The organism is uncultured Arenimonas sp., assembly GCF_963976025.1.
Lineage (GTDB): Bacteria > Pseudomonadota > Gammaproteobacteria > Xanthomonadales > Xanthomonadaceae > Arenimonas.
Genome location: NZ_CAXBJS010000001.1, coordinates 32,806 through 45,789, shown reverse-complemented (window position 1 = coordinate 45,789; position 12,984 = coordinate 32,806). Strand labels below are relative to the sequence as shown.

The 12,984-nt window shown below is 69.1% G+C and carries 7 protein-coding genes; 3 read left to right on the top strand and 4 right to left on the bottom strand.

The features are described from left to right. Positions 1-54 precede the first annotated feature (54 nt). Positions 55-1,785 carry a gamma-glutamyltransferase gene (ggt, locus tag AACZ35_RS00205; protein ID WP_339824571.1) on the bottom strand — a complete coding sequence of 577 codons (1,731 nt, stop codon included), beginning with the start codon at positions 1,783-1,785 and terminating at the stop codon, positions 55-57. A 68-nt stretch (positions 1,786-1,853) separates the two neighbouring features. Between ggt and AACZ35_RS00200 the strand changes: the two genes are divergently transcribed. From AACZ35_RS00200 to AACZ35_RS00190, 3 genes are read left to right on the top strand one after another with little or no spacing between them, the layout of a single operon-like run. Then, entirely contained in the window at positions 1,854-3,677 is a 1,824-nt protein-coding gene (locus tag AACZ35_RS00200; protein WP_339824568.1) for a DUF885 domain-containing protein, read from the top strand. 12 nt (positions 3,678-3,689) lie between these two features. Then, positions 3,690-4,574 carry an AEC family transporter gene (locus AACZ35_RS00195; RefSeq protein ID WP_339824565.1) on the top strand — a complete coding sequence of 295 codons (885 nt, stop codon included), beginning with the start codon at positions 3,690-3,692 and terminating at the stop codon, positions 4,572-4,574. Positions 4,575-4,617: 43 nt separating this feature from the next. Beyond that, positions 4,618-5,598: a hypothetical protein gene (locus AACZ35_RS00190; RefSeq protein WP_339824563.1), complete on the top strand. Its 981-nt coding sequence runs from the start codon at positions 4,618-4,620 to the stop codon at positions 5,596-5,598. A 25-nt stretch (positions 5,599-5,623) separates the two neighbouring features. On the opposite strand, the gene AACZ35_RS00185 is transcribed toward AACZ35_RS00190, so the two are convergent. Genes AACZ35_RS00185 through gltB form a run of 3 tightly spaced genes read right to left on the bottom strand, consistent with a single transcriptional unit; the run spans position 5,624 to position 12,970 of the window. Beyond that, positions 5,624-7,111, bottom strand: coding sequence for an AAA family ATPase (locus tag AACZ35_RS00185; protein ID WP_339824561.1), 1,488 nt, complete (start codon positions 7,109-7,111; stop codon positions 5,624-5,626). Between the two features lie 16 nt (positions 7,112-7,127). Next, complete coding sequence (locus AACZ35_RS00180; RefSeq protein WP_339824558.1) at positions 7,128-8,534, bottom strand: glutamate synthase subunit beta; 1,407 nt, start codon at positions 8,532-8,534, stop codon at positions 7,128-7,130. Then, positions 8,531-12,970, bottom strand: a complete 4,440-nt coding sequence (gene gltB / locus AACZ35_RS00175; RefSeq protein ID WP_339824556.1) for a glutamate synthase large subunit — start codon at positions 12,968-12,970, stop codon at positions 8,531-8,533. Before gltB ends, AACZ35_RS00180 begins: the two co-directional genes overlap by 4 nt. Positions 12,971-12,984 lie beyond the last annotated feature (14 nt).

Genomic DNA, 12,984 nt, shown 5'->3' with positions numbered 1-12,984 from the left:
AAAAGAAACGGGGCCCTCGCGGGCCCCGTTTTTTTTCGGCTCCTGCAGGTCGCGCTAGTAGCCCGCGGCCTGCCCGTCCTTGCGGCTCTCGGACGCACCGGCATACACGCCGGTTTCCGGATCGCGCGCAATCGCCTGGTAGCCGCCGTAGGGGCCGTCGGCGAATTCGATGGTGTGGCCCTTGCGCATCAGGGCGCGGATGGTTTCGTAGTCGAAGCCGGTTTCCAGGTTCAGCACGCCGCCGTCGTTCATCTCGGCCACCTGGCCGGCCGGATCCGTGCTGCCGTCGTGCTGGATGCGCGGCGCGTCGCCGGCCTCCTGCAGGTTCATGCCGAAGTCCACCAGGTTCATCACGATCTGCGCGTGGCCCTGCGGCTGCATCGCGCCGCCCATCAGGCCGAAGCTCACCCAGGGCTTGCCATCCTTGGTGATGAAGGCCGGGATGATGGTGTGGAAGGGCCGCTTGCCCGGCGCGAAGCTGTTGGGGTGGCCGGCCTTGAGCACGAACTGCTCGCCGCGGTCCTGGAAGATGAAGCCCAGGCCCGGCGTCGCCATGCCGCTGCCCATGCCGCGGTAGTTGGACTGGATAAGCGAAACCATCATGCCGTCCTTGTCCGCGGTGGTCAGGTAGATGGTGTCGCCGTGCTGCAGGATGCCGGCGTCCACGGATTTCGCGGCGCGGTCCGGGTTGATCAGCGCGCGGCGCTTGGCGGCGTACTCTTCGGAGATGAGTTCACCGACCAGGGCCTTCGCCTTTGCACGGTCGCCATCGCGCGCCGGAAAATAGTCCGGATCGGCGTACCAGCGCGCACGGTCGGCGAAGGCCAGCTTCTTGGCTTCGACAAACAGGTGCACGTGTTCGGCGCTGCCGAAATCGATCTTCGAGAAGTCGAAGCCTTCCAGTATCTCCAGGATCTGCAGCGCGGCGATGCCCTGGCCGTTGGGCGGCAGTTCCCAGACATCGACGCCGCGGTAGTTGGCGCTGGCCGGCTCGACCCACTCGCCTTCGTGCGCGGCAAGGTCCTCGTAGCGCAGGAAGCCGTCGTTTTCGCGGAAGTAGGCGTCGATACGGCGGGCGATGTCACCCTTGTAGAAGGCGTCGCGGCCATCGCGGCCGATGGTCTCGAGCGTATTGGCCAGGTTCGGGTTCTTCCACAGCTCACCGGTGCGCGGCGCGCGGCCGTCGATGGTGAACTGTTCGCTGAAGCCCGGCCACTTCGACAGCAGCGGCACGCTGCGGTTCCAGTAGTAGGCGATGGTGTCGTGCACCGGGTGGCCCTCGCGCGCGTAGCGCACGGTCGGCGCCAGCACCTCACTCATCGGCAGTTTGCCGAAACGGCCATGCAGCGCGAACCAGCCGTCCACCGCGCCGGGCACGGTCACCGGCAGCGGGCCGTGCGAGGGCACCGATTCATGGCCGTTGTCCTGGAACCACTTCAGCGTCAGGCCCCTGGGCGAACGCCCGGAGCCGTTGTAACCGTGCAGCTTCTGCGTCTTCGGGTCCCAGACGATGGCGAACAGGTCGCCGCCGATGCCGTTGCCCGTGGGCTCCATCAGGCCCAGGGCCGCGTTGGCGGCGATGGCGGCGTCCACCGCGCTGCCGCCCTGTTTCATCACGTCCAGCGCGATCTGGGTGGCCAGCGGGTGCGAAGTGGCGGCCATGGCCTCGGGCGCGTAGACCACCGAACGCGTGGCGAAATCGCGGCCGGTGATGCGGTCGGCGGCCGGAGCGGGCGCCGCCAGCAGGACCAGGCAGCACATCAGGGAGGCGGGCATGACTTTCATCGGTAGGCTCCGGGCGGTGACTGGGGGAAGATAGCGCACTGTCCCCGATACAAAGCGAAGGAAACGTCATGCGCGCCCTGGCCCTGTGCTTGTCCTGCCTGTTACTGCTTGCCGCCTGCAGCGGCGAATCCGCGCCCGGGGCCGCTCCTGCCGCCGAGGCACCTGCCGCAGACCCGGCCACCGTAGCCGCCGAGCTCAACACCTTGCTGGCCGACTGGCACGAGGCCCAGCTCAAGGCCAACCCGATCATGGCCACCGCCCTGGGCGACCTGCGCTACAACGACCAGCTGCCCGATTTTTTCTCGGCCAGCTTCCGCGAACAGTCCGAAGCGCGCGAACGGGACTTCCTCGATCGCATCCAGCGCCTTGACCGCGACGCCCTGGCCGGCCAGGACCGGCTCAGCTACGACGTCTTCATCAGCGACCGCACCCTGTCGCTGGAAGGCAATCGCTTCCCGGCCTGGATGCTGCCGGTGAACCAGATGAGCAACTACGGCAGCTTCTTCGCCCAGCTGGGTTCGGGAAAAAGCCTGCAGCCCTTCAGTGAGGTCAAGCACTACGACGACTTCCTGGCGCGCATCGCCGCTTTCCCGGCCATCAACCGAAGCGCCATGGCCAACATGCGCGAAGGCATGTCCGCGGGCGTGGTGCAGCCCAGGCCCGTGGTCGAGAAGTCCATCCCGCAGTTCGCGGCGCACGTGGTCGAACGTGCCGAGGACAGCGTGTTCTGGGGGCCGATTTCGGCCATGCCGGAAAGCTTCCCGGCGGAAGAACGCGAACGGCTCACCGCGGCCTACCGCGCGGCGATCATGGACACCGTGGTGCCGGAGTACGCCGCCATGCGTGATTTCCTGCGCGACCAGTACCTGCCGGCCGCCCGCGAAGGCGTGGGCATGATGCACCTGCCCGACGGCAAGGACTGGTACGCCTACAGCGTGCGCACCCAGACCACCACCGGCCTGTCGCCGGAAGAGATCCACCAGTTCGGCCTGGACGAAGTGGCGCGCATCCTGGCCGAAATGAACGCGGTGCGCGAACAGGTGGGCTTCGAAGGCGACCTGCCGGCCTTCTTCGACCACCTGCAGACCGACGACCGCTTCTACTTCAAGACGCCCGAAGAAGCGCTGCAGGCGTATCGCGACGTGCAGGCGAAGATCAATCCGGCGCTGCCGCAGCTGTTCGACATCTTCCCCAAGGCCGATTACGAAGTGCGCGAAGTCGAAGCCTTCCGCGCCGAATCCTCGGCCGGCGCGTCCTACATGTCCGGCACGCCGGATGGTTCGCGGCCGGGCGTGTTCTACCTCAACACCTTCAATCTTCGCGCCCAGCCCAACTTCCTGGTCGAAACCCTGTCCATCCACGAAGCCTCGCCGGGCCACCACTTCCAGGTCTCGATCCAGCAGGAACTGGAATCGCTGCCGGCCTTCCGCCGCTTCGGCGGCTACACCGCCTACGCCGAGGGCTGGGCGCTGTACGCCGAATCGCTGGGCAAGGAACTGGGCCTGTTCACCGACCCCTACCAGTGGTACGGCCGCCTGAGCGACGAACAGCTGCGCGCCATGCGCCTGGTGGTGGACACCGGCCTGCACTACTACGGCTGGAGCCGCGAGCAGGCCATCGATTACATGATGCAGAACTCGTCCATGGCCGAGTCCGACGTGGTGGCCGAAGTCGAGCGCTACATCGTGATGCCGGGCCAGGCGCTTTCCTACAAGGTCGGGCAGCGGGTCATCCGCGAACTGCGCGAAGAGGCCGAAGCCGAACTGGGCGACGACTTCGACGTGCGCGCCTTCCACCGCCAGGTGCTGGCCGACGGTGCGCTGCCGATGGGCGTGCTGCAGACCAAGATCCGCGAGTGGATCGCCAGCGAAAAGGCTGCCCTCGCCGGCTGACCGGCGCACTGCATGGCTGCCTTCGACGCCTTTGCGCTGATCCTGGCGATGCTGGCCCTGGGGCTGGTGTTCCAGCGCCTGCGCCTGTTTCCGGAAAGCGCGCCGGAGGTCCTGAACAAGGTCGTGCTGTACGTGTGCCTGCCGGCGGCGGTGCTGCGCTACGCGCCGCGGCTGGAGCTGGGGCCCGAGGTGATCGCGGTGGCCGCGGTGCCCTGGGCCCTGCTCGGCGCCACCGTGCTGGCCGTTTCCGGCGTGACCCGGCTGCTGAAGCTGCGCCGCGACCAGCACGCGGTGCTGCTGCTGTGCGTAGCGCTGGGCAACACCAGCTTCCTGGGTTACCCGCTGGTGCGCGCGCTGCTGGGCGAAGACGCGCTACCGTACGCGGTCATCTACGACCAGTTCGGCGCCTTCCTCATTCTTTCGACCTTCGGCCTGTACGTGCTGGCACGCTACGGCGGCGACGCCGAACCCACCTGGCGCGACATCGCGCGGCGCATCGCCACGTTCCCGCCCTTCCTGGCCGATCCGCCGGAATGGATTGCCGGTGGCCTGCAGCGCCTGGCCGATGCACTGCTGCCGCTGGTGGTGCTGGCGATTGGCCTTGGCCTGAAGCTGAAGCTGCCGCGCGACGAACTCAGGCCGCTGGCGGCCGGCCTGGCGCTGAAACTGCTGGTGATGCCGGTGCTGGCGCTGCTGCTGGTGGCCTGGCTGCCGATGGATGCCGTCGCCGCCGACACCGCCGTTCTGGAAGCCGCGATGCCACCGATGATCACCGCCGCGGCGTTAGCGATATCGCACAGATTGGCGCCGAGCCTGGCATCGGCATTGGTGGGTTATGGCATCCTGCTTTCACTCGCCACGCTGCCTGCGTGGGCGTGGTTGCTGACTCAGCTGTAACCAGGTCCTGTGTGGGAGGGAAAATAGACCGGAGAAGGCCACCGTGAAGACTCGATTGCTGCTGCCGCTGATGCTGGGCTGCGCTTTTGCCGCAAGCGCAGAAGATCCCGGCAATGCCGACATGAACGTAAGGGTGAACCTGGCCGCCGCGAACGCGCCCGGCGACCTGCTTTCCGATGCCTACCTGGTCCCGATGATCGACCTGGCCCTGGAGGCCGACGCGCCGGGCCGTGAGCTCGATCCGGAGCTGCGCAAATCCCTTGAACAGGCGCGCGACGACCTTGCGCAGCGCGTGGATTCGGCCGCGGACGAAGTGCCCGTGGGGCTCTATACGACCGTCAACTGCATGAAGAAGGGGGCGGACGCCCGTGAGTGCAGCGACAGCCGGGAACGATTGGCCGGGCTCGCGAAAGAGAATGGTTACCACCACTTCGTGCTGATGAGCATGGCGGCCAGGCGCGGCGACGAGGACGCCTTCGCCACCCACGGCGAAAAGCTCATCGCAGCGCCGAGGTTCGACCCGGACCTGGTTCCTGTCTTTGCCTCCCTGCATGCGCGCTACAGCCAGGTGCCGGACGCCCTGTGGCAGCACCCGGAAAACGAATACGGTCCCGAGGCCGCCCCGGGCGTCCAGGCCATGGCCATCGCCGCCGCGGTCGTCCTCCCCGGCTATCAGCCCTTCATGCAGGCCTGCGAGAAGGATGACGCCGATCGGCGCACGCTCTGCGTGGCCGTGGCCAGTCGCATGGCCGAACGCAGCACCGTTCTCCTGGACCGCCTCATCGGGGTCGCCCTGATAAAAAAGATCGGCACGCCAGCCGAGCAACAAGGCGCGCGCGAACTGGAGCGCGAAGCGAAGTGGCTGCTTGCCAGCGTCGCGAACTTCGGCAGTGAGCTCGACGACGGGCAATGGGGCCGGTACTACGAAATTTTCGCCAGCGAAGGCGAGTTCGCCGCCATGCGTTATGCCGCGCAGGCGACGGGGCGCTCCCTCGAGCCGCCCGCGGACTGGCAACCGAAGTAGAAAAACCCCTCCCACATCGAGCGCACTAGTCGGCGGGGACGGTACGCCCGCTCGCCCAGGCGCGCAGGGCGTTCACCTGTTCGGCCATCAGCACGCTCAGCGGGCGGGTGGCGCCGACTTCGGTGACCACGCGCGCTTCGTCCACCGGCACGCCGTCGGCGTGGGCGGAATAAAGTGCGCTGACGACGGCCTGTTCGATTTCCGCGCCTGAAAACCCGTCGGCGGCGGTGGCCAGGGTGTCCAGGGAAAAACCTTCCCAGTCCACTTCGCGTTTTTCCAGGTGCAGGCGGAAGATCTCGGCGCGGGCGGCGTGGTCGGGCAGGTCGACGAAGAAGATTTCGTCGAAGCGGCCCTTGCGCAGCAGCTCCGGTGGCAGGTCATTCACTGCGTTGGCGGTGGCGACCAGGAACACCTTGGACTTGCGTTCGGCCATCCAGGTCAGGAAATAACCCAGTACGCGGCGCGACACGCCGCCGTCTTCGCTGCTGCCGGAGGCGGCCAGGCCCTTCTCGAGTTCGTCTATCCACAGCACGCAGGGCGAAAGCTGCTCGGCCGAGGCCAGCGCGTCACGCAGGTTCTTTTCGGTTTCGCCGTGGTACTTGTTGTACAGGGTGCCAAAATCAAGCCGCACCAGCGGCACGCCGAAACCACCGGCCACCGCCTTGGCCGCCAGCGACTTGCCGCAGCCCTGCACGCCCAGCAGCAGCATGCCCTTGGGCGGGTCCAGGCCCGGCGGCAGCTTGTCGGCGGTGAAGGCGGCGCGGCGCTGGTTCACCCAGGCTTTCAGGCGCGCCAGCCCGGCGACGTCGGCGAACTGCGCGGTGTCGTATTCGAAATGCAGGTGGCCGGACTTGTTCAGCATTTCGAACTTGAGCTTGGCCAGCTCCGGCAGGTCGCCGGCATGCAGCGCGCCGTCGGTGAAGATCAGGTGCCGCGCCAGGCGCCGCGCTTCGGTCAGCGACAGGCCGCGCAGGTTGCGCACGATCGCCTTCAGCGCGTCCTGGTCGACTTCGACGCGCTTGCCGCCGTGTTCGCGCATGTACAGCGCAGCTTCGTCCTTGACGGTCTTGAGCAGCGCGTTTTCGTCGGGCAGCCGCAGCGAAAACCGCACGGCGTGGTGCTCGAGGTCGGGCGGAAGTTCGATCTTCGCGCCCACCAGCACCAGGGTGTGGCCCAGGCTGCCGCGGCGTTCCATGGTTTCGCGCAGCAGGCGCTGGGTGGTGGCGTAACCGAGGTAAGGGTGGAAATCGAGCAGCAGGCAGATGCTGCGCTGGTCGAGGTCGCGGATGGCGCGCAGGGTGCCGGTGGCGTCGGGCGAGGCGAGCGGCGGGTCTTCGCCGTCCAGGTCGACCCGGCGCAGGCCCTCGGTGATCGACCAGTGGTACAGCGGCCGCCAGACGTTCATCAGCAGGTGCCGGAACAGGTCCACCACGCGCGCCTCGTCGGGGGTCTCGATGACGATCAGCGCCGTGTTGGCGCGCACCAGCGAGGTCAGGTCCTGCAGTTCGCTCATTCTTGGTCCCCGGTCATTACCGGGATGATAACGGAGCGAGCTCGAGTTTCCGGGCGATGGCGTCGCCGGCTTCGCGGCCGTCGTGGACGGCGGTGACCACCAGGTCGGCGCCGCGCACGTTGTCGCCGCCGGCGAAAACCTTCGGGTGCGAGGTGGCGCCGGCCGGGCCGCGGGTGGCGACGTGGCCACGGCCGCCGAGTTCTATGCCGATGTCCTGCCACCAGGGCGCGGGGCTGGCGCGGAAGCCGAAGGACTGGATCACCACGTCGGCGGCGATGGTTTCTTCGCTGCCAGGGACCAGTTCCAGTGCGCCAGCCCGGCCACTGCTGGCGCGGGTTGCGGCCAGGCGCACGCCGGTCACGGCCGCGCCGCCCTCGATGGCCAGGGGCTGGCGGTGGAACAGGAAATGCACGCCCTCGGCGCGCGCGTGTTTGACCTCGCGCGCCGAACCGGGCATGTCGGCTTCGCCGCGGCGATAGGCGCAGGTCACCTGGGCCGCGCCCAGGCGCACGGCCGAACGCACGCAGTCCATGGCGGTGTCGCCGCCGCCGAGCACCAGTACACGCCGGCCCGCCAGGGCGAAGTTGACGTCGCCTTCGTGTTTTTCGCCGCGCTGCCGGCGCGCGTTGGCCACCAGGAAGGGCAGGGCCGAGAGCACGCCGGGAAGCTCCTGGCCCGGCAGGCCGGCATCCACGGGCGTGGTGGCGCCGGTGCCCAGGAACAGCGCGTCATGGTCGCGCAGCAGCCCGGCGCCCAGCGTCGCGTCCACGTCCACGCCCAGGTGGAACTGCACGCCCATGCCTTCGAGCACCTCGCGGCGCACGTCCATCACCGACTTTTCCAGCTTGAAGGCGGGGATGCCGTAGCTGAGCAGGCCGCCGATCTGGGCGTGGCGGTCGAACACATGCGCCTGGATGCCGGCGCGCGCCAGCCGGTCGGCGCAGGCCAGGCCGGCCGGGCCGGCGCCGATCACCGCCACGCGTTTGCCGCTGGGCTGAACCGCCGAAAGGTCGGGTCGCCAGCCCTGGCGGAAGGCTTCGTCAACGATGTATTTCTCGATGGCACCGATCGTCACCGCCTCGAAGCCGGTGTGCAGGGTGCAGTCGCCTTCGCACAGGCGATCCTGCGGGCAGACCCGGCCGCAGACTTCCGGCAGCGGGTTGGTGGAATGCGCCAGCTCGGCTGCCTCAAACAAGCGGCCCTCGCGCACCAGCGCCAGCCAGTCCGGGATCGGGTTGTGCACCGGGCACTTCCACTCGCAGTAGGGATTGCCGCAGTCCAGGCAGCGCGCGCCCTGTTCGGCGGCGCCTTCGGCTTCGAAGCCGGCGTAGATTTCCTGCCAGCCCAGCACGCGCACGTTGGCCGGCAGTTCGCGCGGCATGCGTCGCGGCACGTCCAGGAACTGGAAGGGCCGGGCCTTCATGCCGCCCGCCGCAGGTCGTCGGCCAATTGTTCGAGTGACGCGGCCTTGGGTTTGACCAGCCAGAACTTGCCTGCGACGTCGCGGAAGTCTTCCAGCAGGCGGGTCGCCCAGACGCTGCCGGTGTGGCCGGCGTGGTCGCGCAGCAGGCAGCGCAGGTGGTGGCGATGGTGTTCCATGCCTTCGGGCGTGACGCGGTGCACGTCCACCAGTTCGTGGTTGTAGCGGTCGACGAAATCGCGGTCCAGGTCGAGCACGTAGGCCAGGCCACCGGTGAAACCGGCGCCGAAGTTCAGGCCGGTGCGGCCCAGCACCGCCACCACGCCGCCGGTCATGTATTCGCAGCCGTGGTCGCCGACGCCTTCGACCACCGCCAGTGCGCCGGAGTTGCGCACCGCGAAGCGTTCGCCCGCGCGCCCCGCGGCGTACAGCTCGCCGCCGGTGGCGCCGTAGAGGCAGGTATTGCCCATGATCGGCGCCTCGCGGGCGACGTAGCGTGTATCCGCGGGCGGCCGCAGCACGATGCGGCCGCCGGCCATGCCCTTGCCGACGTAGTCGTTGGCGTCGCCGGTGAGTTCGATGAACAAACCGCCGGCGTTCCAGGCGCCCAGGCTCTGCCCGGCGTGGCCGGAAAGCCGCAGCTGCAGCGGTGTGTCGGCCATGCCCTGGTTGCCGTGCTGGCGCGCGATTTCGCCCGACAGGCGCGCACCCAGGCTGCGGTCGCGGTTGCGCACCGGGAAGTGGAATTCGCCGCCGGCGCCGGCCGCAAGCGCGGCGCGGGTTTCTTCGAGCATGCGCGCGGCCAGTTCGCCGGTGTCGCGCGGGGGATTGCGGGGCTGCTGGTTGTAACGGGCCGCTTCGCCTTTGCCGCTGGCCGCCTGCAGAACCGGATCCAGGTCGATGCGGCGCTGGCGCGGCGTATCCCCCGGCAGGCGTTCAAGCAGGTCGGTGCGGCCGATCAGGTCCTCGAGCCGCGCCACGCCCAGCCGCGCCAGCCACTGGCGCACGTCGTCGGCAACGAAGCGGAAGAAGTTCATCGCCATTTCCGGCAGGCCGATGAAATGGTTCGCGCGCAGGCGCGGGTCCTGGGTGGCGACGCCGGTCGCGCAGTTGTTCAGATGGCAGATGCGCAGGTAACGGCAGCCCAGCGCCACCATCGGCGTGGGGCCGAAGCCGAAACTCTCGGCGCCCAGGATGGCCGCCTTCACCACGTCGCGGCCGGTCTTGAGGCCCCCGTCCACCTGCAGGCGCACGCGCCCGCGTAGGTGGTTCAGGCGCAGCGTCTGCTGCACTTCGGCCAGGCCCAGTTCCCAGGGCGTGCCGGCGTGATGGATCGACGACAGCGGCGAAGCGCCGGTGCCGCCGTCGTGGCCGGAAACGGTGATCAGGTCGGCATAGGCCTTGGCCACGCCGGCGGCAATGGTGCCGATGCCGGCGTGCGAGACCAGCTTCACCGACACCAGCGCCGACGGGTTCACTTCCTTGAGGTCGAAGATCAGCTGCGCCAGGTCTTCGATGGAATAGATGTCGTGGTGCGGCGGCGGCGAGATCAGGCCGATGCCCGGGCGCGCGTGGCGCAGCGCGGCGATGGTGGCGTTGACCTTGTGGCCGGGCAGCTGGCCGCCTTCGCCGGGTTTGGCGCCCTGGGCGATCTTGATCTGCAGCACTTCGGCGTTGACCAGGTATTCGGGCGTCACGCCGAAGCGGCCGGACGCGACCTGCTTGATCTTGCTGCGCTTTTCGGTGCCGTGCCGGGAGGGGTCTTCGCCGCCCTCGCCGGAATTCGAACGCCCGCCCAGGCGGTTCATCGCGATCGCCAGCGCTTCGTGCGCTTCCGGCGACAGCGCGCCCAGCGACATGCCGGCCGAATCGAAGCGCGCCAGGATGGCTTCGGTGGGCTCAACCTCATCGAGCGCAAGCGGCGTCTTGGCCTCACGCAGCTGCAGCAGGTCGCGCAGCGCCGCCGGGGCGCGGCCGTCCACGTGCGCCGCGTACCGCTGGTAGTCGGCGCTGTCGCCGCTGCGCACCGCCTGCTGCAGGCTGTTGATGACGTCCGGGTTGAACATGTGGCTTTCGCCGCCGACCACCAGCTTGTGCCGGCCACCCGGCGCCAGTTCCGCCGTCGGGGACGCGGCCAGGGCCGCCAGTTCGCGCGCTTCGGCTTCGAGTTCGGCGAAGCCCGCGCCCTGGATGCGGCTGGGCACGCCGGGGAAACACAGCGCCACGACTTCATCGGCCAGGCCGACGATTTCAAACAGCTGGGCGCCGCGATAGCTGGCGATGGTGCTGATGCCCATCTTCGAAAGGATCTTCAGCAGGCCCTTTTTGATGCCGCGCCGGTAGCTGCGGCCCAGTTCGGCCGGAGCGTTGCCGATCTTGCCCGCGACCACGCCTGAACGGCCCAGCGCGGCGATGGTCTGGTAGGCCAGGTAGGGGTAAACGGCCGTCGCGCCCACGCCCACCAGGCAGGCGATGGCGTGCGCGCCGCGGGCCGCGCCGGTTTCCACCACCACATTGGCCCGGCAGCGCTGGCCGGTGGCGACCAGGTGGTGGTGCACCGCACCGGTGGCCAGCAGGGCCGGCACGACGGCCTGGCCGGGCTCCGGGTAACGGTCGGTCAGCAGCACCATCGATGCGCCGGCGCGCACCGCGGCTTCGGCTTCGTCGCGGATACGGTGCAGCGCCTGCTCGAGGGATTCACCCGCGCCCAGGTTCAGCCTGATCAGCGCGTGGGCGTCGGAAAAACGCGGCATCGCCAGCAGCTGGCGCAGCTTGCGCTGGCTCAGCACCGGCGAGTTCAGCAGCACCTGCACAGCATTGTCGGCGGTGTCTTCGAAGGCATTGCCTTCCGGGCCCAGCTGGGTGGCCAGCGACATCACCACCTGCTCGCGCAGCGGGTCGATCGGCGGATTGGTGACCTGGGCGAAGGCCTGCCGGAAGTGGTCGTGCACCGGCCGGATGAAGTGCGACATCACCGCCAGCGGCGTGTCGTCGCCCATCGATCCGGTGGCTTCCTGTTCGGTTTCGGCAAGCACGCGCAGCTCGGACTCGCGTTCTTCGCGGGTCAGCTGGAACAGCACCTGGAAACGCCGCAGCGTCGCCGGGTCCATGGGTTCGGCCGCCAGCGAGGGGTCGACCAGACTGGTGGACAGGTACTCCACGCCCTGCTTGAGCCAGGCCTTGTAGGGGGCGCGCGCCTTGTTGATGGCGTCGATGTCCTCGCTGCCCAGCAGCCGGCCGCGGCCGAAATCCACCGCCAGCATCTCGCCCGGGCCCAGCCGGCCGCGCGCCACCACCGCGTCGTCGGGCACGTCGCAGACGCCGGTTTCCGAGGCCACCACCAGCATCTGGTCGTCGGTGAGCAGCCAGCGCGCCGGCCGCAGGCCGTTGCGGTCGAGCGTGCAGGCGGCGTAGCGGGCATCGCACATCACGATGCCGGCCGGCCCGTCCCAGGGGTCGCTGGAAAGCCCGTGGTATTCGTAGAACGCCGCCAGGTCCGGGTCCTTGTACTCCAGTGAAGACGTGGCTGGCGGCACCAGCAGGCGCATGGCCTGCAGCAGGTCCATGCCGCCCATCAGCAGCAGCTCGAGCATGTTGTCCAGGCTCTGCGAATCCGAGCCTTCCAGCGACACCAGCGGCTGCAGCTCGGCCAGGTCGAAGTGCGGCGTGCGCCAGTGCGCGGCGCGCGCCAGGGCCCAGCAGCGGTTGCCGGCGATGGTGTTGATCTCGCCGTTGTGCGCCAGCACCCGGAACGGCTGGGCCAGCGCCCAGGCCGGCGCGGTATTGGTGGAAAAACGCTGGTGGAAAACCACCGCCGAACTGGCCAGGTCGGCCCGCGCCAGGTCCGGGAACAGGGACGGCAGCGCCGCCGGCAGCACCATGGCCTTGTAGGCCAGGGTCGCCGCCGACAGGCTGGCGACATAAAAACCCGGCCGCCGGGCCAGGAAGAGCCTGCGTTCGAAGCCTGCGGCATCGCCGTCGCCCGGCGCATGCACGAACACCTGGGCCAGCCGCGGCAGCCCGCGCCGGGCCACTTCGCCGCAGGCCGCCTGGTCAACCGGCACCTCGCGCCAGCCGGAAACGGCCAGGCCACGGGCCTGCAGGGCCCCGGCCAGCGCCTCGCGGCAGCGGGCATCGCCGGCATCGTCGTCGGGCAGGAACACCAGGCCGCAGGCATCGCCGGACCGCCAGGCCAGGCCGGCTTCGGCGGCAATCGCGGCCAGGAAGGCTTCGGGCCGGCGCAGCAGCAGGCCGCAGCCGTCGCCGCTGCGACCGTCGGCGGCCACGGCACCGCGGTGGGTCAGCCGGTCCAGCGCCACCAGCGCCGCGTCCACGATCGCCCGCTGCGGGCGGTCGTCGAGCCGCGCCACCAGGCCGAAGCCGCAGCTGTCGTGCTCGAACGCCGGGGAATACAGCCCCGGGGCTGGCGATTTGCTCATGCGCCCCCCGCGGA

What these genes read in the sequence shown, in the direction of transcription:
- ggt (WP_339824571.1), bottom strand. Translation starts at nt 1,785, where the DNA reads ATGAAAGTCATGCCCGCCTCCCTGATGTGCTGCCTGGTCCTGCTGGCG.
- AACZ35_RS00200 (WP_339824568.1), top strand. Translation starts at nt 1,854, where the DNA reads ATGCGCGCCCTGGCCCTGTGCTTGTCCTGCCTGTTACTGCTTGCCGCC.
- AACZ35_RS00195 (WP_339824565.1), top strand. Translation starts at nt 3,690, where the DNA reads ATGGCTGCCTTCGACGCCTTTGCGCTGATCCTGGCGATGCTGGCCCTG.
- AACZ35_RS00185 (WP_339824561.1), bottom strand. Translation starts at nt 7,111, where the DNA reads ATGAGCGAACTGCAGGACCTGACCTCGCTGGTGCGCGCCAACACGGCG.
- AACZ35_RS00180 (WP_339824558.1), bottom strand. Translation starts at nt 8,534, where the DNA reads ATGAAGGCCCGGCCCTTCCAGTTCCTGGACGTGCCGCGACGCATGCCG.
- gltB (WP_339824556.1), bottom strand. Translation starts at nt 12,970, where the DNA reads ATGAGCAAATCGCCAGCCCCGGGGCTGTATTCCCCGGCGTTCGAGCAC.